23 protein-coding genes are annotated in these 22,732 nt (G+C 68.2%); 19 read left to right on the top strand and 4 right to left on the bottom strand.

Annotation, left to right across the window (positions count from 1 at the left end; genetic code table 11):
- Window positions 1-11 precede the first annotated feature (11 nt).
- Window positions 12-467, top strand: a complete 456-nt coding sequence (locus AB0E63_RS17925) for a hypothetical protein (protein WP_360366739.1) — start codon at window positions 12-14, stop codon at window positions 465-467.
- A gap of 1 nt (window position 468) precedes the next feature.
- Here AB0E63_RS17925 and AB0E63_RS17920 read toward each other — a convergent pair whose 3' ends face one another.
- Window positions 469-2,019: a phospholipid carrier-dependent glycosyltransferase gene (locus AB0E63_RS17920; RefSeq protein WP_360367087.1), complete on the bottom strand. Its 1,551-nt coding sequence runs from the start codon at window positions 2,017-2,019 to the stop codon at window positions 469-471.
- A gap of 228 nt (window positions 2,020-2,247) precedes the next feature.
- Here AB0E63_RS17920 and AB0E63_RS17915 point away from each other — a divergent pair, with 228 nt between their 5' ends.
- Genes AB0E63_RS17915 through metG (AB0E63_RS17900) form a run of 4 tightly spaced genes read left to right on the top strand, consistent with a single transcriptional unit; the run spans window position 2,248 to window position 5,327 of the window.
- Complete coding sequence (locus AB0E63_RS17915) at window positions 2,248-2,487, top strand: hypothetical protein (protein WP_360366736.1); 240 nt, start codon at window positions 2,248-2,250, stop codon at window positions 2,485-2,487.
- A complete protein-coding gene (locus AB0E63_RS17910) occupies window positions 2,484-2,903 on the top strand; it encodes a PIN domain-containing protein (RefSeq protein ID WP_360366733.1) in 420 nt (139 codons plus the stop codon). Before AB0E63_RS17915 ends, AB0E63_RS17910 begins: the two co-directional genes overlap by 4 nt.
- On the top strand, window positions 2,900-3,739 hold the full coding sequence (gene rsmI / locus AB0E63_RS17905; RefSeq protein WP_360366730.1) for a 16S rRNA (cytidine(1402)-2'-O)-methyltransferase: 840 nt from the start codon (window positions 2,900-2,902) through the stop codon (window positions 3,737-3,739). The genes AB0E63_RS17910 and rsmI overlap by 4 nt, the downstream gene beginning before the upstream one ends.
- A 22-nt stretch (window positions 3,740-3,761) precedes the next feature.
- On the top strand, window positions 3,762-5,327 hold the full coding sequence (gene metG / locus AB0E63_RS17900) for a methionine--tRNA ligase (protein WP_360366727.1): 1,566 nt from the start codon (window positions 3,762-3,764) through the stop codon (window positions 5,325-5,327).
- Between the two features lie 53 nt (window positions 5,328-5,380).
- On the opposite strand, the gene AB0E63_RS17895 is transcribed toward metG (AB0E63_RS17900), so the two are convergent.
- Window positions 5,381-6,631: a LuxR C-terminal-related transcriptional regulator gene (locus AB0E63_RS17895; RefSeq protein ID WP_360366724.1), complete on the bottom strand. Its 1,251-nt coding sequence runs from the start codon at window positions 6,629-6,631 to the stop codon at window positions 5,381-5,383.
- 140 nt (window positions 6,632-6,771) lie between these two features.
- Here AB0E63_RS17895 and AB0E63_RS17890 point away from each other — a divergent pair, with 140 nt between their 5' ends.
- On the top strand, window positions 6,772-7,683 hold the full coding sequence (locus tag AB0E63_RS17890; protein WP_360366721.1) for an NADP-dependent oxidoreductase: 912 nt from the start codon (window positions 6,772-6,774) through the stop codon (window positions 7,681-7,683).
- On the opposite strand, the gene AB0E63_RS17885 is transcribed toward AB0E63_RS17890, so the two are convergent.
- Window positions 7,680-9,425 carry a phytanoyl-CoA dioxygenase family protein gene (locus AB0E63_RS17885; RefSeq protein WP_360366718.1) on the bottom strand — a complete coding sequence of 582 codons (1,746 nt, stop codon included), beginning with the start codon at window positions 9,423-9,425 and terminating at the stop codon, window positions 7,680-7,682. The two genes, AB0E63_RS17890 and AB0E63_RS17885, sit on opposite strands and share 4 nt — an antisense overlap.
- Window positions 9,426-9,645: 220 nt before the next feature.
- Between AB0E63_RS17885 and metG (AB0E63_RS17880) the strand changes: the two genes are divergently transcribed.
- The 12 genes from metG (AB0E63_RS17880) to AB0E63_RS17825 all read left to right on the top strand — a co-directional run bounded on the left by metG (AB0E63_RS17880) (window position 9,646) and on the right by AB0E63_RS17825 (window position 19,976).
- Entirely contained in the window at window positions 9,646-11,400 is a 1,755-nt protein-coding gene (metG, locus tag AB0E63_RS17880; RefSeq protein WP_360366715.1) for a methionine--tRNA ligase, read from the top strand.
- 46 nt (window positions 11,401-11,446) lie between these two features.
- Window positions 11,447-11,881 (top strand): SRPBCC domain-containing protein, encoded by a 435-nt coding sequence (locus AB0E63_RS17875; RefSeq protein WP_360366712.1) that lies wholly within the window; start codon window positions 11,447-11,449, stop codon window positions 11,879-11,881.
- Between the two features lie 9 nt (window positions 11,882-11,890).
- A complete protein-coding gene (locus tag AB0E63_RS17870; protein ID WP_360366709.1) occupies window positions 11,891-12,805 on the top strand; it encodes a TatD family hydrolase in 915 nt (304 codons plus the stop codon).
- Window positions 12,802-13,116, top strand: a complete 315-nt coding sequence (locus AB0E63_RS17865; RefSeq protein WP_360366706.1) for a hypothetical protein — start codon at window positions 12,802-12,804, stop codon at window positions 13,114-13,116. Before AB0E63_RS17870 ends, AB0E63_RS17865 begins: the two co-directional genes overlap by 4 nt.
- A complete protein-coding gene (locus AB0E63_RS17860) occupies window positions 13,113-13,409 on the top strand; it encodes a hypothetical protein (RefSeq protein WP_360366703.1) in 297 nt (98 codons plus the stop codon). Before AB0E63_RS17865 ends, AB0E63_RS17860 begins: the two co-directional genes overlap by 4 nt.
- Window positions 13,396-14,010: a nitroreductase family protein gene (locus AB0E63_RS17855; RefSeq protein WP_360366700.1), complete on the top strand. Its 615-nt coding sequence runs from the start codon at window positions 13,396-13,398 to the stop codon at window positions 14,008-14,010. Before AB0E63_RS17860 ends, AB0E63_RS17855 begins: the two co-directional genes overlap by 14 nt.
- Window positions 14,011-14,227: 217 nt before the next feature.
- On the top strand, window positions 14,228-15,352 hold the full coding sequence (locus AB0E63_RS17850; RefSeq protein WP_360366698.1) for a transglycosylase family protein: 1,125 nt from the start codon (window positions 14,228-14,230) through the stop codon (window positions 15,350-15,352).
- Between the two features lie 72 nt (window positions 15,353-15,424).
- Complete coding sequence (gene rsmA, locus AB0E63_RS17845) at window positions 15,425-16,246, top strand: 16S rRNA (adenine(1518)-N(6)/adenine(1519)-N(6))-dimethyltransferase RsmA (protein WP_360366696.1); 822 nt, start codon at window positions 15,425-15,427, stop codon at window positions 16,244-16,246.
- An 11-nt stretch (window positions 16,247-16,257) separates the two neighbouring features.
- A complete protein-coding gene (locus AB0E63_RS17840) occupies window positions 16,258-17,196 on the top strand; it encodes a 4-(cytidine 5'-diphospho)-2-C-methyl-D-erythritol kinase (protein ID WP_360366694.1) in 939 nt (312 codons plus the stop codon).
- Between the two features lie 33 nt (window positions 17,197-17,229).
- Window positions 17,230-17,481 (top strand): type II toxin-antitoxin system prevent-host-death family antitoxin, encoded by a 252-nt coding sequence (locus tag AB0E63_RS17835; protein WP_360367084.1) that lies wholly within the window; start codon window positions 17,230-17,232, stop codon window positions 17,479-17,481.
- Entirely contained in the window at window positions 17,478-17,864 is a 387-nt protein-coding gene (locus AB0E63_RS17830; RefSeq protein WP_360366692.1) for a type II toxin-antitoxin system VapC family toxin, read from the top strand. The genes AB0E63_RS17835 and AB0E63_RS17830 overlap by 4 nt, the downstream gene beginning before the upstream one ends.
- A gap of 213 nt (window positions 17,865-18,077) precedes the next feature.
- Window positions 18,078-19,976, top strand: a complete 1,899-nt coding sequence (locus AB0E63_RS17825) for a translation factor GTPase family protein (RefSeq protein ID WP_360366690.1) — start codon at window positions 18,078-18,080, stop codon at window positions 19,974-19,976.
- A gap of 5 nt (window positions 19,977-19,981) precedes the next feature.
- On the opposite strand, the gene AB0E63_RS17820 is transcribed toward AB0E63_RS17825, so the two are convergent.
- Window positions 19,982-20,830 (bottom strand): fructosamine kinase family protein, encoded by an 849-nt coding sequence (locus tag AB0E63_RS17820; protein WP_360366688.1) that lies wholly within the window; start codon window positions 20,828-20,830, stop codon window positions 19,982-19,984.
- 49 nt (window positions 20,831-20,879) lie between these two features.
- Here AB0E63_RS17820 and AB0E63_RS17815 point away from each other — a divergent pair, with 49 nt between their 5' ends.
- Entirely contained in the window at window positions 20,880-22,700 is a 1,821-nt protein-coding gene (locus tag AB0E63_RS17815) for an ABC-F family ATP-binding cassette domain-containing protein (RefSeq protein WP_360366686.1), read from the top strand.
- Window positions 22,701-22,732 lie beyond the last annotated feature (32 nt).

Here is a 22,732-nt window from a genome sequence, read left to right as displayed (position 1 = left end):
AGCCTGCCGCCATGCCCGATCAGTCGTTCGTCCCAGCTGACTTCGTCGTCCCCACTGAGCTGGTCACGCCGCGGTTCCGGCTGGAGCCGCTCGGCCCGGAGCACAACGCTGCCGACTACGCCGCGTGGACCAGCAGCATCGAGCACATTCGCGCGACCCCGGGCTTCCAGGGCAGCTGGCCGCCGGTCGACGGCATGAGCACCGAGGCGAACCTGGGCGACCTGCAGCGTCACGCGGACGATTTCGTCCAGCGCCGAGGATTCACCTACACCGTGCTCGAGACCGGCAGCGGCGAGGTGATCGGTTGCGTGTACATCTACCCGTCCCGCAAGGACGAGCACGTCACCGATGTTCGTTCGTGGGTCAGCGCCGACCGGGCCGAGGTGGACGTGGATCTGTACGAAGCCGTCAGTACCTGGCTGGCCGATCTCTGGCCGTTCGGGACGATCGACTACGCGTCCCGATGACTTAGATCCAGGACTTGAACCACATTCGGCTGAGCCAGTCGGGGTGGGGGAGGACCTTGTCGGTCAGGACCGGCCAGATGTAGGCGAAGTTCAGCACCACGAGGACGACGAAGGCGCCGACGACCGCGCTGCCGATCAGTCTTCGTGGTGTCGCCGTACCCAGTGCTGCCCGGGCCGGGCCGAGGATCTTGCCGAGCACGAGGGCCAGCGCCATCACCGTGAACGGGATCATCGTCACGGCGTAGAAGAAGAAGATCGGCCGGTCGTCGAACGCGAACCACGGCACCCAGCAGGTGATGTAGCCGACGATCGGTACGCCGAATCTCCAATCGCGCGTACCTATCCACAGCACCAGGGCCGAGATCAGGGCGAGAGCTCCGCCCCACCACAGGATCGGCGTACCGAGCGCGGAGATCACCGACAGGCAGTTCGTCCCGGCCGGCGGGTTGCAGCCCGGCGTACCGGCCTTGATGTCGTTGACCGCGTCGAACCCGATCGGGCGGGCGATGATCGGCCAGCCGGCCGGGTTCGAGGCGTACGGGTGGGTGGCGTGCTTGATGTAGTCGCCGGTGTGGAAGGCGAGCACTTCCTGGTGGTAGTGCAGCAGTGACCGGAAATCGTCCGGGACCACTTTCATCACGCCATGGGCCGGGTTCTTGGACGCGTAGTCGTGGTCGTAGGCGTTGTCGTGCAGCAGCCAGCCGGTCCAGGTCGCGAGGTACGTGATGAGCGCGACCAGCACGATGCTGAAGAACGCCGGGAGGCCGTCGACCAGCGCCGACTTGATGAACGCGAACCGGACGCCGAGCGCGCGCCGGGCGCCCAGGTCCCAGGCGAAGGCCAGGATGCCGAAGCCGGCCAGCACCCAGATCGCGGACCACTTGGTACCGCACGCGAGGCCGAAGCAGATGCCGGCCAGGATCCGCCAGGGCCGGATCAGCAGCCAGCGGCCGACGGTACGGCGGGCGCCGTCGGGGACCGGGGTATCGAGGGAGTCGGCGTGCCGGCGGCGGGTCCAGTCCCGGTCGGCGACCAGGCAGGAGACCGCGGCGACGATCCAGAACGCCAGGAAGATGTCGAGCAGCGCGACCCGGGACATCACGAAGTGCAGGCCGTCGACAGCCAGCAGCAGGCCCGCGATGGCGCCGATCAGGGTCGAGCGGGCCATCCGGCGTACCGTCCGGATCACCAGCAGGACGGTCAGGGTGCCGAACAGGGCCGGCATGAACCGCCAGCCGAACGTGTTCATCCCGAACAGCTGCTCACCGGCGGCGATCATCCACTTGCCGACCTCGGGGTGCACGGTCAGGCTCGGGGTGTCCTTGAAGACGTCCAGGTTGCCGGCCAGGATCGCCTTGTCGGCGGCTCCCTCGGGCTGGTCGATGAACTGCCGCGCGTACCCGAACTTGAGCAGGCTGAATGCGTCCTTGGCGTAGTACGTCTCGTCGAAGACGAACTTCACCGGGTTGCCGAGGTTCCAGAACCGCAGGATCGCGGCCATCGCGGTGATCGCCAGCGTCGCGATCCACCCGCCGTCGAAGTCCCGCGGCATCGGCGGGTACAACCGCTCCTTCAACGGCGGCAGCCGTCTCCCGAGCACGTCGCGCCCGAGCGTCTCCTGCCCCTCGGCAGCGTCGCTCCGCCGCGCAGTCCCATCCTCGATCACAGCAGCCACGCCCGCCATCGTACGGACGCCCAGGTAGCACCGCCTCCCGGAGTGCCGGAACGGGCTCCTGTGGACAACCGGGAATGGGCGCTCGGACCTTCTACAATCAGTGACATGAGCACGCCACGCGAAAAGATGCACGCTCTGATCGACTCGCTGTCGGACAGCGCGGCGGCGGAGCTGTTGCCAGAGCTTCGGCTGCTGAAGTTGCAGGCCGAGGCCCGTTCCGAGCGTGTCTCCGCCCCGAGGGACTGGCCGCCGTCCTGGTTCGGCTCTGTCGAAGGCAGCCGCCCCGACCTGTCCGAGCATATCGACGACATCCTCGGCGCCGAGTTCGGGCGCCGCGCCCAGTGATCGTCGTTGATTCCGGACCTCTGGTAGCCGCCGCGCTAGCGACAGACGTCAACCACCGGCGCTGCGTTGAGCTGTTCGCCTCGCTCCGCCTGAACAACGAGCGTCTGGTCCTCCCGCCCTTTGTCGCGACCGAGGTGTGCTACCTGCTGGAGCGTGAGGGGGGATCAAAGGCTGAGACCGCCTTCGTCCGTTCGCTGGCCGCCGGTGACTTCACCATCGCCCCGGTGACCGCTGCAGGGCTGGAGCGGACGGCCGATCTCATCGCGCAGTACGCCGACATGCCTCTCGGCTTGGTGGACGCTTCGGTGATCGCCCTGGCAGAGCAACTCGAGCTGAGGGAGATCGCGACGCTTGACCGTCGTCACTTCTCTGTCGTCCGCCCTCGACACGTCGACTCGTTCACCCTCCTGCCATGAGCGGGCGATTGGTGTTGGCGGGGAGTCCTATTGGGGATGTTACGGATGCTTCGGCGCGGTTGGGGCGGGTGCTGGCGGAGGCTGATGTGGTGGCCGCGGAGGATACGCGGCGGTTGCGGCGGTTGACGGCCGAGCTGGGGATCGCGGTCGGCGGGCGGGTGGTCAGTTATTTCGAGGGGAATGAGCGGGAGCGGACTCCGGAGCTGCTTCAGGCGCTGACCGAGGGGCAGACCGTGGTGGTGGTGACGGACGCGGGGATGCCGAGTGTCTCGGATCCCGGGTATCGGCTGGTGGCCGCGGCGATCGAGGCCGGGGTGGACATCACGGCCGTTCCGGGGCCGTCTGCGGTGCTGACCGCGCTGGCGCTGAGCGGGCTGCCGGTGGATCGGTTCACGTTCGAGGGGTTCTTGCCGCGGAAGCCCGGGGAGCGGGCGCGCCGGTTGGCGGACCTGGCCGACGAGCCGCGGACGATGGTGTTCTTCGAGGCACCGCACCGGCTGACCGCGTCCCTCGAGGCGATGAGCGAGGCCTTCGGTGCAGAGCGTCGTACGGCGGTCTGCCGCGAGCTCACCAAGACGTACGAAGAGGTCAAACGCGGCCCGGTGGGTGACCTGGTGACCTGGTCCAAGGACGGCGTACGCGGTGAGATCACCGTCGTGGTGGCCGGTGCGGATCCCCACAAGATCCTCACGCCGGACGAGCTGGCCGCCGAGGTCGCCACCGACGAGGAGGCAGGCACTCCGCGTAAGCAGGCGATCGCCGACGTCGCCAAGCGCTTCAACGTCCCGAAACGAACGGTGTACGACGCCGTCCTGGCCGCGCGGAAATCGGGCTGACGCGGGGCATTACCCTTTACGCATGTCCGAGAAGGCCTATTACGTCACCACCCCGATCTACTACGTCACGGCTCCGCCGCACATCGGCAGCGCCTACACGACGGTGGCCGGGGACGTCCTGACCCGTTGGCACGCCCAGCGGGGCGAGCACAAGTGGTACCTGACCGGTACCGACGAGCACGGCGAGAAGGTGATGCGCAGCGCGGAGGCGCAGGGCATGTCTCCGCAGACCTGGACGGACAAGCTGGTCGAGGAGTCCTGGAAGCCGGCCTGGGTCGACGTCGACATCGCGTACGACGACTTCATCCGGACCACCGAGCAGCGGCACACCGAGCGGGTCCGCGAGTTCTGGCAGACGCTGTACGACAAGGGCGACGTCTACAAGGGCGAGTACGAGGGCCTGTACTGCGTCGGCTGCGAGGAGTTCAAGCTCCCCGCGGACATCCGCACCGACGAGGACGGCACCCAGCGGTGCATGATCCACGGCACCGAGCTGGAGACGGTCTCGGAGACGAACTACTTCTTCCGGCTCTCGGCGTACGCCGACAAGCTGCTGGAGCTGTACGAATCGCAGCCCGACTTCGTCGCCCCGGCCAGCGCCCGCAACGAGGTGATCGCGTTCGTCAAGCAGGGTCTGCAGGACCTGTCGATCACCCGGTCGACCTTCGACTGGGGCATCCCGGTCCCGTGGGACGAGGACCACGTCCTCTACGTCTGGATCGACGCGCTGCTGAACTACGTGACGGCCGCGGGTTACGGCACCGACCCGGAGCGGTTCGAGGAGCTGTGGCCGGTCGACGTGCACCTGGTCGGCAAGGACATCCTCCGGTTCCACGCGGTGATCTGGCCGGCGATGCTGATGGCCGCGGAGGTCGCCGTACCGAAGCAGGTCTTCGCGCACGGCTGGCTGCTGGTCGGCGGCGAGAAGATGAGCAAGTCCAAGCTGACCGCGATCGCGCCGCACGAGATCACCGACCACTTCGGCTCGGACGCGTTCCGGTACTACTTCCTGCGCACGATCCAGTTCGGTTCGGACGGCTCGTTCTCCTGGGAGCACCTGAGCGCGGTCTACACCTCCGAGCTCGCCAACGGCCTGGGCAACCTGGCCAGCCGGATCGCGGCGATGGTCAACAAGTACTTCGACGGCGCGCTGCCGGAGCCGACCGACCACGGACCGGCCGAGCAGACGCTCGCCGACAAGCTCGCCCAGACGGTCGCGACCGCGGACAAGGCGATCGACACGCTCGCCTTCCAGGACGCGCTCGCCGCGATCAACGACCTGGTCGGCGCGATCAACGGCTACGTCACCGAGCAGGAGCCCTGGAAGGTCGCCAAGGACGAATCCCAGCGGGACCGCCTGGCCACCATCCTCTACAGTTCCGCGGAGGCGTTGCGCGCGGTCGCCGTACTCCACAACCCGACCATGCCCAAAACCGGCGCCAAGCTCTGGGAGCTGCTCGGCGCCGAAGCGAAGCTGGGTGCGCTGGCCGACCAGCGCATCCAGGACACCGGCACCTGGGGCCAACTCCCAGCCGGCTCAATCCTGACCAAGGGCGAAGCCCTCTTCCCGAGGCTCGAAGAGTCCTGAGATTGGTATCACCGGTGAAAGTATCGCCGGTGATGCTGACCGCTCAGGGACTGTCAGACCGCTGTTGCGTGGTAGAGGGCGGCGGCTTGGGTTCTCGTGGTGACGTCCAGTTTGGTGAGGATATTGGCTACGTGGAACTTCACGGTGGATTCGCTGATGTGTAGGTCGTCGGCGATGGAGCGGTTGCGCTGACCTTGGGCTATGCGCTCGAGGACCTCGAGTTCGCGGGTGCCCAGGGCGGTCAGTGGGGCCGAGGTGGTCGGCTGGGGTGTCTCGTGGGCGTGCAGGGTGATCCGGGCCGTCAGGCCCCAGCCGGGGACGGCGTCCAGGTCCAGGTCGTCGTCGTGCAGGCGGAGGCGTTCGGCCAGTTGGCCCAGGTCCAGGACGTCCTCGAGCCGGCCGGGGCCGTCGTCGCGGACGGTGGCCTGCAGGTCCGTATCGGTCCACCGCCAGCCGACGCGGATCCGCCGTACGCGGTCCTGGGTGAGCATCGCGAGGACCACGGACCGGACGGCGACCCGGGCCCGGTGCGCGACGCCGCCGGGGATCAGCCGATCGTTGCCGGGGGCATCCAGCTCGAGCTCCACCGGGCCGTGCCGGAGCAGGGCGCGGAGCGAGTCGGCGAGTCGCTCGAAAGCCCTGCCGGCCGGCTCCTCGCCACTGCATACCCGGTCCCGCTGGGTGTCGGTCCGGAGCTCGGCGAGCCCGTTCAAGGCCAGTTCCACCGCCATCGATCGGGCCGAGGCGTCGTCGATCCGCTGGTTCCGCAGTACGCCGAGGAGCGTGGCGAGCGTCGCCGCGTGGGCTTCACCGAGTTCGGCGGCGAGGTCGGCGCGCGCCTCAGCCACCGCCCGGTTCTGCGCCAGTGCACCCGGTTCCCGCTCGAGTGTGAGCCGGTACATGTGCGCCGTGACCAGGTCCCACAACGCCTGGAGTGTCGTGGCCGCGTCCGCCGGCGTCTCGTCGTACCGGATGAAGACGACCACTGATCCGCGCGGCGCCCGGTCGCTCGCGACGGCCAGCACCGGGTGCTTCGAGCCGGCGATCGGTACGACGCCCTGCCATGCGTGACCGGCGGTCACGGTGCCGAGCAGCCCGGCCAGGTCGGCGCCAGTGATGGCTTTCGCCAGAGCCGGCTCGCCGTACGCCGTGACCGGGGTGGAGGCGCACTGGGACGCGAGCTGGGCGACCGCGCGGTGCGGGATCACCTCGGCCGTGGCCGCTGAGAGTCGTTCGAGGAGCTCCGCCGTCGGCCCATCGATGATCTGCGCCGCAGCGGCCAGCACCTCGTCTGCCGTCTCCATGCCTTTCAGCGTACGTCGGTTGATGCGTCCACCCGAGCCAGCCTTTCGGACGGTGGACAACCATCCGTTCGGCCAGTCGGGAATGCCGGACGACCCGGCAGCATTTGATTAAAGCGACAACCAATCGACGGAGGCAGAGCATGCAAGCGGTGGTATTCACCGAGTTCGGCGGTCCCGAGGTACTGCGGACCGAGGAAGTGGCCGAGCCGCACGCCGGTCCCGGGCAGGTGCGGGTCCGCGTCCGCGCGGCCGGGGTGAACCCGATCGACTTCAAGATCCGCCGCGGCTGGACCAAGGGGTTCATCGACGTGACGTTCCCGGCCACGCCGGGGATGGAGGTCGCCGGCGTGGTCGACGAGGCCGGCGAAGGTACCGAGTTCGCGATCGGTGACGAGGTGGTCGGCTGGTCCGCAACCGGCTCGTACGCCGAGCACGCGATCGTCGGCAATGTCGCCCGCAAGCCCGCCGGACTGAGCTGGGAGCAGGCCGTCGGACTGCCGGTCGCTGGTGAGACGGCGCAGCGCGTCCTCGACGACCTGCAGCTCAAGGAGGGCGAGACCCTGCTCCTGCACGGCGCCGCGGGTGCCGTCGGTTCGATCGCGGCCCAGCTCGCCAAGGCCGCCGGCGTCACCGTCATCGGTACGGCGTCGCCCGCCAACCACGACTTCCTCCGCGGCCTCGGCGTCACTCCGGTCGCGTACGGCGAGGGCCTGCTGGACCGGGTCCGCGAAGCCGCACCGCAGGGCATCGACGCCGTGTTCGACACCGCCGGCCAGGGCGGACTCGACGAGTCGATCGAGCTCCGCGGCGGCACTGACCGCATCATCACGATCGCGGCCATGAACGCCGGCGAGCTCGGCATCGCGGCCTCGATGGGCACGACCGGCACCCCGGAGGAGATCGCCGCCGGCCTGACCAGCCAGCTCCAAGCCGCCGCCGACGGCAACCTCCAGGTCCGCATCGCCGGCACCTTCGCGCTGTCCGACGCCGCCAAGGCCCAGGAACTCAGCGAATCCGGCCACGCCCCCGGCAAGGTCGTCGTACTCGTCTAGGCATAGGCGAACCGCGAGGGTGGTGTCGGTACGTCGTCCACTCGCGGGTCCCAGCGGTCGACGAAGTTCACCCCGGCTGGGATCTCGATGCAGTCGGTCGAGGTCCAGCCGCGGGTGAGGGTCGGGAAGTCGGGGACGTCAGGGTGGTAGTGCGGCTTGCCGGTGCCGAGGGCGTCGCGAGCCATCGGCGCGCTGACGGCCTGGTAGCGGAAGTCGGCCGACAACCGCAGCTGCTTGGTGCGGTTCGGCATCGCGCCGTGCACGGTGAGGCTCCCGAACAGCAGCACGTCCCCAGGCTGGTACGACGTCGTCCGCCACTCCGGATGGTTCTCGTCCGCCTCGGCCCGCATCATCCCGGGCCCGTCGGACGCCTTGACCGGCAGTACGCCGAGCCGCGGTGAGCCGGCGAACACCCGCAGCCCACCGATCTCCGGCGGCGCCGCACTGAGCGGCAGCCAGGTGGTCAGCGTGTCGATGCACCCCTGGATGAACCGGTAGTCCTGATGGATCGGAGTCGGGTTGGCGCCCGGCGACGGCGGAGCGATCCGGCAGATGTGCGCCGCGTGGGCGAACGCCTCCTCACCCAGCAGCCGACTTGTCAGGCTGAGCAGCTCGGGCCGCACGGCCAGTTGGTGGAACGCCTCCGTGCTCTGAATCGCGGTGTAAGCCCCGAAGAACCCAGCCGATCCCTCCTCGACAGCCCGCTCCGACGCAATCAACTCCGCGGCCTCGCTACCAGGCGCAAGCCAATTGCTGTCGTACAGAATCCGCGCAAGCCGCTCCCGCACGTCGCCAACCACGTCAGCCGGCAACAGCCCCCGGAAGAACAGGTACCCGTCCCCGGCCAACCGGATCACGTCACCGGTCTTCGGATCGAGGGACAGGTTCACCTCGCGGAGTACGCGGCCGTGGTTGCTTGCCTCCAGCACCGGACGCGGTACGCCGTTCGGGTCCGGGATCATGCAGTTGAACGCGGTGTGCCAGTGGCCGCCGAGGATCACGTCGATATCGGGTGACATCGCCCGGGCGGCGTCGAAGATCGGTCCGGTCGGGTTCTTGCACTCGTCGTACAGACCGCCCTGCTGACCGCCCTCATGCATGCTGACCACGATCGCGTTCACACCCTGGGCCTTCAGCTCGGCCGCCGCCCGGTTCGCCGCGTCGACGACGCCCTGGAACTCGAACCCGGACCCGTCGATCGACAGCGTCTCAGTCGGTGTCCCCGGGAACCCGAGCCCGATGAAGCCGATCCGCTGCGACCCCGCCTTGGCGATCCAGTACGGCGGCAGTACCGGCCGCTTCGTCCGTGGGTCGACGATGTTGGCCGCGTGGTAGGCGTAGTCGGTGCCGTGGAAGTTGCGGCCGGTCGAGTCCTTGAAGCAGCTGTCGAAGCCCGGCTTGCCGTAGCAGGCGCCGGTCTGCATCCGGCGCAGGAACGGGAACTCCCGGTCGAACTCGTGGTTGCCGGCCACGTCGAAGTCCATGCCGAACGCGTTCAGCACCTCGATCGTCGGCTCGTTCGCGAACGCCTGCGTGTAGTCCGGCCAGCCGCTGAACTGGTCGCCCGCTCCGATCAGGAAGCTGTTCGGCTTCCCGACGCGTAGCTGGTCCAGGTGTGCCTTCAGATAGGCGGCGCCGCCGACCTGCAACGTCCCCGATGGTCTCGCGAGCGTCAGGTTCTCGGTCTCGGACAGGTAGCCGTGCAAGTCGGTCAGGCTCAGCACCTGCACCGGAACCGACACGCAACCTAGTCCGCCCCGCGACGCCCCGGACATCGCTCCACCTGCTGACTTCCTGCACAATCCAGCTGCACAAAGGGTCCCAGCCTTCTACAGTCGGCCCCATGACTGTATTGAATGCCGCGCCTCCGGCGCGGAGGTCATGGGGCTTTAACTCCCGGCCTTCCCTCGTCGCTCCAGTCGCTACGCTCCCTGCGCTCCTCAGTCCAGGCCGGGAGGCCCCATGACCAGCATCCTCGCTGCCGTGGCCTGGCCGTATGCGAACGGTCCCAGGCATATCGGTCACGTGTCCGGCTTCGGCGTACCGTCCGATGTGTTCAGCCGGTACCTGCGGATGGCCGGTCACGACGTACTGATGGTGTCGGGGACGGACGAGCACGGTACGCCGATCCTGGTGCAGGCGGAGCGGGAAGGTGTATCCCCGCGGGAGCTGGCGGATCGGTACAACCGGGTAATCGTGGAGGACCTGCAGGGCCTGGGGCTGAGCTACGACCTGTTCACCCGGACCACCACCCGCAACCACTACGCCGTCGCCCAGGAACTCTTCAAAACCCTGTACCGCAACGGATATCTCGTCAGCCGGACCACCGAGGGCGCGATCTCGCCGTCCACCGGCCGCACGCTGCCGGACCGCTACATCGAGGGCACCTGCCCGATCTGCGGGTACGGCGAGGCGCGCGGGGACCAGTGCGACAACTGCGGCAACCAGCTGGACGCGATCGACCTGATCAACCCGCACAGCCGGATCAACGGCGAGACGCCGGTGTTCGTGGAGTCGGAGCAGTTCTTCCTGGATCTTCCGGCGCTGGCGGACCAATTGGGGGCGTGGCTGCAGACCCGCACCGGGTGGCGGCCGAACGTGCTGAAGTTCGCGCTCAACCTTCTCGACGACGTCCGGCCGCGGGCGATGACGCGGGACATCGACTGGGGGATCCCGGTCCCGCTGCCGGGGTGGGAGGACAACCCGAACAAGCGGCTGTACGTATGGTTCGACGCGGTCATCGGCTACCTGTCGGCCAGCGTCGAGTGGGCCCGGCGTACCGGTGACCCGGACGCGTGGCGGAAGTGGTGGACCGACCCGGACGCGCAGTCCTACTACTTCATGGGCAAGGACAACATCACCTTCCACGCCCAGATCTGGCCGGCCGAGCTCCTCGCCTACAACGCGTCGCCCGGGCAGTACGGCGTACTCAATCTGCCGACCGAGGTGGTGAGCAGTGAGTTCCTCACGATGGCGGGCCGGAAGCTCTCGTCGTCCCGGTCGGTGGTGATCTACGTCCGGGACGTGCTCGAGCGGTACGGCCCGGACGCGCTGCGGTACTTCATCTCGGTCGCCGGCCCGGAGACCCAGGACACCGCGTTCACGTGGCCGGAGTTCGTCCGCCGGAACAACGACGAACTGGTCGGGACCTGGGGCAACCTGGTCAACCGGACCGCGTCGATGATCGCCAAGAACTTCGGCGCGATCCCGGCCGCCGCGAACCTGACCACGGCCGACCAAGAGTTGCTGGCTACCAGCCGGAAGGCGTTCGATGCCGTCGGCGAGCATCTCCGGCATCAACGCCTGAGGCTCGGCCTCGGTACGGCGATGCACAACGCGGCCGAGGCGAACCAGTACCTCTCCCAGCAGGCACCGTGGAAGGAGCCGGACCCGGAGCGGAAGGCGACGATCCTGCACGTCGCCGCCCAAGTGGTGGCCGACAGCAACCGGCTCCTCGCCCCGTTCCTGCCGCACTCGGCCCAACGCGTCCACGAGGCCCTCGGCGGCACCGGCACGTTCCTGCCCCAACCGGAGATCGTCGAAGCCGCCGACCTCGACGGTGGTCCGTCGTACCCGATCATCACCGGCGACTACACGACCCAACCACGCTGGGCATCCGAGCCCGTCGTACCAGGCACGCCGGTACGTCCGCCCACACCGATCTTCACCAAGCTGTCACCAGACGTGGTCGAGGAGGAACTGGCGCGGCTCGGTTGACGCTTTCTTACAAGCGCATAAGTGGCGGCGGTCGTACGGTCGAGGCATGACTGGTTATGTGGCAACGGCGGAGACCGATATCCAGGCGACTCCCGCGCGGGTGTGGGACGTGCTGACGGATGCGGCACAGCTGAAGGAGCTCTGGTTCGGGGCCGAGGTGTCGACGGACTGGAAGCAGGGGAGTCCGATCACCTGGAGTGGTGAGTGGGAGGGGAAGCCGTACGAGGACAAGGGCGAGATCCTCGAGGTCGACCCCGGGCGGTTGCTGAAGCTGACGCACTGGAGTCCGCTCACCGGGCAGCCCGACGTACCGGAGAACTACCACACGCTCACCTACACCCTGGACGGCGACGGTCCGGCGACGCACCTGAAGCTCACGCAGGACAACAACGGCAGCGAGGAAGAGGCCAAGCACTCCCAGGGCATGTGGGAGATGCTCGTCGCCAAGGTCAAGGAAGCCGCTGAAACGCCCGGTCAGTAACCTGACCGTATGGCGAGAGATGGTGTGGAGGTCGACCGGCCGACCCGGGAGCGGGCTGCGATCGGGGAGGACGGCAGGTCCCGGGACCGGCGGCGGCCGGCGCTGCCCGACCAGTTGCCGATGAGCGTGGTCGACTCACACTGCCATCTCGACATCGCCGACGGCGAGGACGGCGCGTGGCTGAGCCCGGCCGACGCGATCAAGCTGGCCTCGTCGGTCGGCGTCACCCGGATCGTCCAGGTCGGCTGCGACCTGCCGGGTGCGGTGTGGGCGGTCGAGGCCGCCGAGCAGTACCCGAACCTGATCGCCGGCGTCGCGCTGCACCCGAACGAGGCGCCCAAGCTGAAGGCCGCCGGTGAGCTGGACAGCGCGCTGGCCGAGATCGAGCGGCTGGCGCAGAGCACGGACAAGGTCCGGGTGATCGGCGAGACCGGGCTGGACTACTTCCGTACCGGCGAGGACGGCCGGGCCGCGCAGCACGAGTCGTTCGCCGCGCACATCGAGCTGGCCAAGCGCCTGGACAAGACGCTGATGATCCACGACCGGGACGCGCACGAAGACATCCTGCGGATCCTGGATCGCGAGGGAGTGCCGGACCGCCTCGTCATGCACTGCTTCTCCGGTGACACCGAGTTCGCCCGCGAGTGCGTCAACCGGGGTGCGTTCCTCAGCTTCGCCGGGGTGGTGACGTTCAAGAACGCCCTGTCCTTGCGCGACGCGCTGGCCGTGACCCCGCTCGACCGGGTGCTGGTCGAGACGGATGCGCCGTACCTGACCCCGTCCCCGCATCGCGGTCAGCCGAACGCGTCGTACCTGATCCCGCACACGGTCCGGAAGATGGCCGGCGTCCTGAACATCTCGGTCGCCGAGCTGTGCGATGCCCTCAACAACAATGCGAACCGGGCCTTCGGCGGATCCTGGTGAAGGTCCTGACCGATGCCGACATCCGGGATCGGTTGACGGCCGCCGACGCCGTCGAGTGGACGCGGGAGGCGATCCTCGCCGCGCACACCGGACGGTTGCACACGCCGCCACGGGTGCACGCGGAGCTGGGTGACGGGAACCTCATCTTCACCACCGGCGCGTTGACCGGGGAGTGGTACGGGTACCGCTCGTACGACACCTTCCCCACCGATCCGGGCGGTCAGCTGGTCGTCGTCCACGACTGGCACACCGGCGCCGTCCGCGGTGTTGCTGTCGGCAACGAGCTCGGTCCGCGCCGGGCGCCTTCGTGACCACGCTGGGGCCGAAGCTGATCGGACGGGCCGAGTTCGGGCCGGGCCTGATCGCCCGGGCGGATGTCGCGGTGACGGACTCGATCGAACAGACCCGCGCGTACGACCCACCGTTCGTGCTCGTCGGCACCCCCCAACACGACCGCCTGATCAGCCTGGGCGCCGTCCTCGCCGGCGACACCCCCGGCCGGACCTCCCCGCAACAGATCACCGCGTTCTGCTCCGTGGGCCTGGCCGGCACCGAGGCCTACCTGCTGGCGCGGCTGGTAGACAGTGGGCATGGAGTTCAGTGAAGTAGTCCGGCGGCGGCGGATGGTGCGGAACTACGACCCGGACCGACCGGTGCCCGAGGAGATCCGGGAACGGATCCTGGAGAACGGGCTGCGGGCGCCGTCGGGCGGGTTCACGCAGGGGTGGGCGTTCCTGACGCTGGAGGGCGACGATCGGGAGCGGTACTGGCGGATCGCGGCCGAGAACGCGGACGAGAAGTACGTGGGATGGCTCACAGGACTCCGCCGCGCGCCGCTGCTGATCCTGGCCTTCGCGCACAAGGACGCTTACCTCGATCGGTACGCCGCCGCGGACAAGGGCTGGACCGACCGCGACGAGTCCCGCTGGACCGCGCCGTACTGGTACGTCGACACCGGGATGGCGGCCCTGCTGATGCTCCAGACGGTGGTCGACGAAGGCCTGGGAGCGTGCTTTTTCGGGCCTCCGGCGGACAAGGTGGAGCGGTTGTTGAAGGAGTTCGGCGTACCCGCCGGTTTCGACCTGATCGGGCTGTTGTCGGTCGGCTACCGGGCTCCGGACAAGCGGTCGCCGTCGCTCAAACGAGGCAGGCGCAGTACGGCGGAAGTCGTGCACCGGGGCCACTGGGGTCATCACCTGGCGTAATTGGCCCATTACACCTTTTTGCGACTCGCCGACGAGGGGATTGGCGCTTTCGGGACATTCTCGTTACTGTCTCGTGATGTTGGCCGGGATCGGGGAAGATCCCGGATAGCACGCCCCTCGGCGTGGACCGTGGTTTCTGAGCCGCCAGCTCAGCGTTCGCGGCCTTCGCCAGTGCTGTCCGAACCCCGTGCCCGGGTAGCCCTACCTGGGAGCGTTAGTGCGTAAGTCCATTATCGTGGCCGTCGGTGCGACGGCTGCGTTTGCCGTCGCGGGCGGCTCCGTGGCCTATGCAGCCAAGAGCAAGACAGTCAGTCTCTCCGTCGACGGCCAGGTGCAGAAGGTGCACACCTTCGGCTCCACCGTGGCAGACGCCCTGAAGGCCGAGAAAGTTCAGGTCGGCGAGCACGACGTCGTCGCCCCGTCGCCGGACACGAAGCTGAAGGACGGTCAGGAGATCGCGGTGCAGTACGGCCGCCAGCTGACCGTCAACGCCGACGGCATCAAGAAGGCTTACTGGACCACGGCCGACAGCGTGAACGAGGCGCTCGCCGATCTGGGTCTGCGCTACGACTCCAGCGCCGTCTTCTCCACCAGCCGTAGCGCGCCGCTCGGCCGCCAGGGCCTGGAGCTCGTCGTGCAGACGCCGAAGACCGTGCAGATCGTGCGGCAGGGCAAGATCGCGACGATCAAGTCCATGGCGCCGACCGTCGGTGCGGCCCTGACCGAGGCGAAGATCGTCTGGGACGCCGACGACCGGATCACCCCCACGGCGGCCACCGTGCTCAAGCCGGGCGTGAACCGGATCGGGTACGTGAAGGTCGACGTCAAGAGGGTCACCAAGAGCGAGGCGATCGCTCACGGCACCGACGAGACCAAGTCGGCCACGCTGGAAGTGGGCACCAAGAAGACCACGACCAAGGGCACCGACGGCGCGAAGTCGGTGACCTACGTGCTCACCTACCTCGACGGCAAGCTGGCGACCACCAAGGTGCTCACCTCGAAGCTGGTCACCGCGCCGGTCGACGAGCAGGTCCTGGTCGGTACCAAGCCGAAGCCGGCGGAGCCGACGCAGGACACCAGCACCCCGCCGGCCACCGGCGACACGAGTGCCTGGGACCGGATCGCCGAGTGCGAGTCGGGCGGCAACTGGTCGATCAACTCCGGTAACGGGTACTACGGCGGCCTGCAGTTCGACCACGGCACCTGGGCCGCCTACGGCGGTACGGCGTACGCCACCAACGCGAACGGCGCGTCCAAGGCGCAGCAGATCGCGATCGCGGAGAAGGTCAAGGCCGACCGCGGTGGTTACGGCGCCTGGCCGGTCTGTGGCCAGCGCGCGTAGTGACAGACTGACGGGGTGACCTCGTCTGATTCATCCACTTCCGCCGGACCGAGACTTCTCGGTCCGGCGGAAGTGCGTTCACTGGCCGCCGCGCTCGGGGTCCGCCCGACCAAGCAGCGCGGCCAGAACTTCGTCATCGACCCCAACACGGTCCGCCGGATCGTCCGCGCCGCCGAGCTGGACGACGGCGAGACGGTCCTCGAGGTCGGCCCCGGCCTCGGCTCGCTGACGCTGGCGTTGCTGGCCGACGGACACCCGGTCACCGCGGTCGAGATCGACGCGGTGCTCGCGAAGGCGCTGCCGTCGACGATCGCGACGTACGCGCCCAATCAGGCGGAGATGCTGACCGTGGTCGAGGCCGACGCGATGACGGTCGGAGCTGACGAGATCGGGTCGCCGACGGCGTGTGTCGCCAATCTGCCCTACAACGTCGCCGTACCGGTCCTGCTGCACCTGCTGCGGATCTCGCCGTCGCTGCGGCACGGGCTGGTGATGGTCCAGTCCGAGGTGGCCGACCGGCTCGCCGCAGGCCCCGGTTCCCGGACGTACGGCGTACCGTCCGCGAAGGCCGCCTGGTACGCCGAGGTCCGCCGCGCCGGGCCGATCGGACGGAATGTGTTCTGGCCGGCGCCGAACGTGGACTCCGGGCTGGTCGCGTTCGAGCGGCGCGAACCACCTGAGACCGCAGCGACCCGCGAAGAGGTGTTCGCGGTGATCGAGGCGGCCTTCTCGCAGCGGCGCAAGACCGTTCGGTCCGCGTTGGCCCGCTGGATTCCGGATCGGCAGCGGCTCGACGAGGTGTTCCGCGCCACCGGCATCGACCCGCAGTTGCGCGGCGAGATGCTGTCGATCACCGACTTCGCTGCGCTCGCTGGTGCGGGTCGGACTGTCTGAGGCACTAGCCTGTGCCCGTGCCACCTTCCTCTGAGGTCACGGTGCGGTCGCCGGCCAAGATCAATCTCGGTCTGTCGGTCGGTCCGCCGCGTTCGGACGGGTATCACCCGGTCGCCACGGTCTACCAGGCCGTTGCCTTGTACGACGATGTCACCGCAGTGCTCCGTGACGACGACAACACGATCTCGGTCGAGGTGGTCGGTGATTTCGCGAACGATGTACCGGCCGACGACACGAACCTCGCGGTTCGGGCGGCGCGGCTGCTGCAGGCGGAGTACGACGTCGACGACGGCGTCGAGCTGACCATCCGGAAGACGATCCCGGTCGCGGGTGGGATGGCGGGCGGTTCGACCGATGCGGCAGCGACCTTGGTGGCGTGCAACCGGTTGTGGGGGCTGCAGCTGTCCCAGACCGAGTTGCGGCACCATGCGGCCGAGCTGGGCAGTGACGTGCCGTTCTGCCTGGTCGGTCACACCGCGCTCGGTCAGGGGCGGGGCGAGCAGGTCACCGAGGTGATGTCGCGCGGGACCTTCCACTGGGTGTTCGCGATCGCCGACGGTGGGCTGTCCACGCCGGCCGTCTATCGCGAACTGGACCGGTTGCGGCCGATCCGCCGGGTCGAGCAGCCGCATGTCCGCCCCGAGCTCCTCTCCGCGCTGCTCTCCGGCCAGCCCGGTGCCCTCGCGGTTGCCCTCAGCAACGACCTCCAGGCGGCCGCGCTGTCGCTGCGCCCCGAACTGGCCGAGACCCTCCAGTTCGGTCTCGACCAGGGCGCCCTCGCCGCCCAGATCTCCGGCTCCGGCCCGACCTGCCTGTTCCTCGCCGCCGACAGCCGCAGCGCCGTCGACCTCGCCGTCGAACTCGCCGAATCCGGCCTCTGCCGCATGGTCCGCCAAGCCGAAGCCCCCGTCCCCGGCGCCCGAATCCTCCCCGCCATCGTCACCCGGTAGTACACTTAGCTAAGTGGACTAAGGAGGGCATTGGTGAGCGAGCTCGCACAGTACAACATCCATGAAGCGAAGACACAGTTGTCCCGGATCATCGACCGTGTGGAACACGGCGAGATCGTCATCATCAGCCGGGCCGGCCACCCCGTCGCGCAGGTCGTCCCGCTGCCCACCGCTCGCCGCCGCACCGGCCGGGGTTCGCTCGCCGGGCAGATCGGCTTCTCGGACGACTGGGATTCGACCGAGACCAATGAGCAGATCGCCGATGATTTCGGAATGCCCTCGTGACGGAGCCGGCGAGGCTGCTGCTGGACACACATGTGCTGCTCTGGTGGCTCGAGGACGGTCCTGAGCTGTCCGACCAGCTGAAGGACCGGATCGACACCGAGCTCGAGGTGTACGTCAGCACGGCCACCGTGTGGGAACTTTCGATCAAGTCCGCTGCCGGGAAGCTGAAGCTGCCTGACGACCTGACCGGCTGGATCGAGCGCAGCGGTCTCAGCGATCTGCCGATCCGCATGGCGCACGCCGACCTCGCGGGCCGGTTGCCGATGATCCATCGGGATCCGTTCGATCGGATGCTGATCGCGCAGGCGCTTGTCGAGAGGCTGACGCTGGTGACCAGGGACGGCCTGATCCATCAGTACGACGTACCGACGATCAAGGCCTGATTTCCTCAACCTGCAAGGGATTCCGGCCGATCGGGAATGCGAGCGTTTGAATCTGCTGGGTAATTCGGTCGCGGGCGGGGCGGGGTGCTGTTACGGTCCGGGCAGGTAGTCCGTCGAACGAGTGGTAGGAGACCGGGATGCGCCGTGGAGTGATCGACCTCATCGGTACTGATCGCTTCGACGTATTCGCGAGGACTCTTGAACTCTCTGACGATGGGCATTGTGGCGCATGTCGACGCCGGTAAGACCAGCCTGACCGAGCGGCTGCTGTACGCCGCCGGTGTGATCGACCGGGTCGGCCGGGTCGATGACGGGAGCACCCAGACCGACTCGATGGACCTCGAGCGGAAGCGCGGCATCACGATCCGCTCGGCCGTGGTGTCGTTCGAGCTGGGTGACCTGACCGTCAATCTGATCGACACCCCGGGACACTCCGACTTCATCGCCGAAGTCGAGCGCGCGCTGTCCGTGCTGGACGGTGCCGTGCTGGTGATCTCCGCGGTCGAGGGCGTCCAGGTGCAGACCCGCCTGCTGATGCGCACGCTGACCCGGCTGCGCATCCCGACCTGTCTGTTCGTGAACAAGATCGACCGGGTCGGTGCGCGGTACGACGAGCTGCTCGCGGACATCGCGCGGTTGCTGACTCCCGCCGCCGTACCGATGGGGTCGGTCGAGGATCTCGGCCAGCGGTCGGCACGGTTCGTGCCGTTTCCCCTGCAGAACAAGGCACTTGGCGAATTGCTTGCCGAGCACAACGACGAGATCCTGACCGGCTACCTGGACGACAGTCTGTCGGCCGACGACTACGCCGCCGAGCTGCGGCGGCAGGTGGCGGCCGCTCAGGTCCACCCGGTGTACTTCGGGTCCGCGATGACCGGGGACGGAATCGACGAGCTGATCGCGGGGATCCAGTCGTGGTTGCCCAGGGCATCCGACTCGCCTTCAAATGCCTTGCGGGCAAGGGTGTTCAAGGTCGAGCGAGCGTCTGCCGGGCAGAAGGTCGCGTCGGCCCGGATCTTCGCCGGCTCGCTCTCGGCCCGCGCGTACGTCCACGTGCACCCGGCGGAAGGTCCGTCGTACGAGGCACGGCCGACCGCGGTGGAGCTGTTCGAGCGCGGCGCGCGGCGGACGGTCGAGCGCGCCGAGGCGGGCCAGATCGTGGCGTTGCGGGGACTGAAGGACATCCGGATCGGCGATCAGCTCGGCGTCCCCGCGCAGGGTGTCGGCCGGCTGTTCTCGCCGCCGACGCTCGAGACCGTCGTGAGTGCTCGTGATCGCGTCAAGCTGTTCCAGGCCCTGACCCAGCTCGCCGAGCAGGATCCGCTGATCCGGGTCCGGAAGGCCGACGACATCACCGTCAGCCTGTACGGCGAGGTGCAGAAGGAGGTGATCGCGTCTCTGCTCGAAACGGAGTACGGACTGCAGGTCGCCTTCAGTGAGACCACGCCGATCCATATCGAGCGGTTGGATGGTGTCGGAGCGGCGTACCGGGAGATCGGTGCCCCCGACAACCTCTGGGCGGCGGGTGTCGGGTTCCGGGTCTCACCGCTGGCAGAGGGCATTGCGTACAACCTGGAGGTCGAGCTGGGTGGCCTGCCTCGCGCTTTCCATACCGCGATCGAGGAGACGGTCCGCCAGACCCTGCACCAGAGCCTGTACGGCTGGGAGATCCCGAACTGCCGGATCGACCTCACCCACACCGCCTACAGCAGCCCTGTCACGGTCGCGTCGGACTTCCGCCGTCTCGTCCCGCTCGTCCTGATGCAGGCCATCGAGGCCGCGGGCACCACGGTGCTCGAGCCCGTCAGCCATTTCGAGCTCGACATCCCACCCGACTCCGTCGCCCGAGTCCTGTCGTTGCTGGCCGAGTCCCGGGCGGTGGTGGAGCAGACCACGATCCACCCCACGCGCGCTCGCCTGGAAGGCACCATTCCGGCCGCCACGATCCACCCGTTCGAGACCCACCTCCCCGGGCAGACCCACGGCGAAGGCATCCTGACGCCCACGGAAACCACCTACCAGTCCGTCCCCGGGACCCCGCCCACCCGCACCCGGACCGACGGCAATCCGCTCAACCAGAAGCAGTACCTGCTCCACCTCAACCAGGCCTGAACCCGTCAGGCGAAGTGCGCGAGGGTGGCGTGGATCTTCTCCACCGCGGTCGCGGAGTCGGTGAAGTGAGCGGTGACGCAGAGGTGTTCGCGGAGGTGGAGGAGCGGCAGTCGGTCCCGCCAGCCCGGGGCCAAAGGGCGGACCTCCTGGTAGGCGTCGTACAAGGTGTCCGGGATGTTGCCGCAGCCGTGCAGCATCGAGAGCTCGGCTTCGGCCCAGCCGTAGTAGACGGCCGGATCGATCAACGCGGGGTAACCCTCGGGAGTGGGGAGGAGATTGCCGTGCCAAAGGTCGCCGTGCAGGAGGGACGGCGGCTGGCTGGGGACGAGGTTGGGGAGGCGGTTGGCTACCCGTTCGAGGCGGCGGCGATCGTCAGCGGACAAGGCGTTGTAGCAGTTGGGGACCTCGAGGTAGCGGAGCAGGCGGTGCTCGGCGAAGAAGGTGTGGCCGTCGGTGCTCCACGGGTTCCGCTGGGGGAGTACGCCGAGGTAGTTGTCGTGGTGGTATCCGAATTTGTCAGCGGTCTGCTGGTGCTGGCGAGCCAGTGCGCGGCCGGCGTTCTCCCAGTAGGTGGGCGACGGGGACGATGTACCGAAGTCTGCGAGGACGATGAAGGTCGGCGTGACGCGGAGCACTTCGGGTACGGCGAACGCACCGGGCGACCGCAGTGCGTCCAGGCCGTCGGCCTCCCGGGCGTAGAGGTCGGGCGGCAGCTCGGTCTGCGTCTTCACGATCACCGACCGGCCGAGCGACGTACGGACGCGGTAGGTCCTGCTGGCGTAGCCGCCTTCCACGGAATCGGCCGAGATCGCGTCACCCAGGGCCAGCCCGTCGAGCCAGGCAGGAGTCAGCACGTGGACGATCCTGGCATGCGGGCTCCGGTCAGCTACCCTGGGGCGCGTTATGGCGGCACCTAACTTGGTCAATCTGGAAGCCGTTTCCAAAGGCTTCGGTACTCGGACACTCCTCGACTCAGTCAGCCTCGGCATCGGCCGGGGTGAGCGCGTCGGCGTGGTCGGGCGAAACGGCGACGGCAAGTCGACGCTTCTCCGGCTCCTCGCTCGGCGAGAGGAGGCCGACAGTGGACGAATCACTCACAACCGGGACCTGCGGCTCGGGTACCTCGGGCAGAGCGACGATCTCGATCCGGAGCAGACCGTGCTGCACGCGGTCCTCGGAGATGTCGAGACGTACACGTGGGCCGCGGACCCGCGCGCGCGGTCGGTGATGGAGCACTTGCTCGGCGGAGTGGATCACCAAGCGCTGATCGGCACCCTGAGCGGTGGTGAGCGCCGGCGCGCGTCCCTGGCCAGGCTGCTGCTGACCGAGGTCGACCTGCTGATCCTCGACGAGCCCACCAACCACCTCGATATCGAAGCGGTCAACTGGCTCGCCGACCACGTGGTCGACCGGGCCGGTGCGCTCGTCGTCGTGACCCACGACCGCTGGTTCCTGGACGCGGTGTGCAACGAGACGTGGGAGGTGCAGGACGGCCGGGTCACGTCGTACGACGGTGGTTATGCGGCCTACGTCCTCGCGAAGGCGGAGCGGGCCCGGAGCGCACAGGTAACAGAGACGAAGCGGCAGAACCTCCTGAAGAAGGAGCTCGCCTGGCTGCGTCGCGGCGCACCGGCCCGCAGCACCAAGCCGAAGTTCCGGATCGAGGCCGCCAACGCGCTGATCGAGGACGAGCCGGCGCCGCGCGACAAGCTCGCCCTGTCCCAGCTGGCGACCGCCCGCCTCGGCAAGGACGTGTTCGACGTCGAGGACATGAGCCTCAGCTTCGGCGACCGGGTGATGTTCGACCACGTCACGTTCCGGCTCGGTCCGGCGGACCGGATCGGGCTGCTCGGTCCGAACGGTGCCGGCAAGACCACGTTCTTGAAGGTCATGACCGGACAGCTCGCACCTGACCGCGGCGTGGTCAAGCAGGGCAAGACCGTCCGGATCGCCAACCTGTCGCAGACCCTCGAGGAGATCGACGGCTCGGCGACGGTGCTGGAGCACATCACCGCGATTCGTCGTACGGCGGCCCTCGCCGGGCGCGGCGGCGAGCTCACGTCATCGCAACTGCTCGAGCGGTTCGGGTTCACCGGCGACAAGCTGACCACGCGGATCTCGGATCTGTCCGGTGGCGAACGGCGCCGCCTGCAGTTGCTGCGGATCCTCTTGGACGAGCCGAACGTGTTGATCCTCGACGAGCCCACCAACGATCTCGACGTCGAAACGCTGACCGTCCTGGAGGACTTTCTGGACAGCTGGCCCGGTGTTGTCGTCACCGTCACGCACGACCGTTACTTCCTCGAACGGGTCAGTGACATGGTGTATACGATCATGGGCGACGGGCGGGTCCGGCATCTGCCTCGGGGTGTCGATCAGTATCTCGAGGAACTCGTCACCGGAATTCCGCGGCGTACGCCGTCGAATGCGTTGACACCGCAACCGGCGGTGTCCAATGATTTGGCGCCGGCCGGGAATTCCGCGGTTGATGATCGACCGGTGGTTGACGCGGCAGCGGCCCGGGCGGCGAAGAAAGAACTCAACCGGATCGAACGCCAGCTCTCCCGGCTCACCGAGGCGGAGGCGAAGCTGCACGACCAGCTGGCCGTCAGCGCCAGCGACTACGAGCGGCTGGCCGAGCTGGACGCCGAGCTGCGCAAGCTCGCCGACGAACGCGGCGAACTCGAAACCGCCTGGTTCGAAGCCGCCGAACGCGCCGAGTGATCCGCAGCGTCCCAGAAACAGACAACAGAGTC

Origin of the sequence: Kribbella sp. NPDC026596 (genome assembly GCF_040638415.1) — a bacterium.
Lineage (GTDB): Bacteria > Actinomycetota > Actinomycetes > Propionibacteriales > Kribbellaceae > Kribbella.
This window is presented reverse-complemented; position numbering and strand designations above follow the sequence as displayed.

What these genes read in the sequence shown, in the direction of transcription:
- AB0E63_RS17855 (WP_360366700.1), top strand. Translation starts at nt 13,396, where the DNA reads ATGGAGTTCAGTGAAGTAGTCCGGCGGCGGCGGATGGTGCGGAACTAC.
- metG (WP_360366715.1), top strand. Translation starts at nt 9,646, where the DNA reads ATGACCAGCATCCTCGCTGCCGTGGCCTGGCCGTATGCGAACGGTCCC.
- AB0E63_RS17875 (WP_360366712.1), top strand. Translation starts at nt 11,447, where the DNA reads ATGACTGGTTATGTGGCAACGGCGGAGACCGATATCCAGGCGACTCCC.
- AB0E63_RS17890 (WP_360366721.1), top strand. Translation starts at nt 6,772, where the DNA reads ATGCAAGCGGTGGTATTCACCGAGTTCGGCGGTCCCGAGGTACTGCGG.
- AB0E63_RS17815 (WP_360366686.1), top strand. Translation starts at nt 20,880, where the DNA reads ATGGCGGCACCTAACTTGGTCAATCTGGAAGCCGTTTCCAAAGGCTTC.
- AB0E63_RS17920 (WP_360367087.1), bottom strand. Translation starts at nt 2,019, where the DNA reads ATGCCGCGGGACTTCGACGGCGGGTGGATCGCGACGCTGGCGATCACC.
- AB0E63_RS17870 (WP_360366709.1), top strand. Translation starts at nt 11,891, where the DNA reads ATGGCGAGAGATGGTGTGGAGGTCGACCGGCCGACCCGGGAGCGGGCT.
- rsmI (WP_360366730.1), top strand. Translation starts at nt 2,900, where the DNA reads ATGAGCGGGCGATTGGTGTTGGCGGGGAGTCCTATTGGGGATGTTACG.
- AB0E63_RS17925 (WP_360366739.1), top strand. Translation starts at nt 12, where the DNA reads ATGCCCGATCAGTCGTTCGTCCCAGCTGACTTCGTCGTCCCCACTGAG.
- AB0E63_RS17825 (WP_360366690.1), top strand. Translation starts at nt 18,078, where the DNA reads ATGGGCATTGTGGCGCATGTCGACGCCGGTAAGACCAGCCTGACCGAG.
- metG (WP_360366727.1), top strand. Translation starts at nt 3,762, where the DNA reads ATGTCCGAGAAGGCCTATTACGTCACCACCCCGATCTACTACGTCACG.
- AB0E63_RS17895 (WP_360366724.1), bottom strand. Translation starts at nt 6,631, where the DNA reads ATGGAGACGGCAGACGAGGTGCTGGCCGCTGCGGCGCAGATCATCGAT.
- AB0E63_RS17915 (WP_360366736.1), top strand. Translation starts at nt 2,248, where the DNA reads ATGAGCACGCCACGCGAAAAGATGCACGCTCTGATCGACTCGCTGTCG.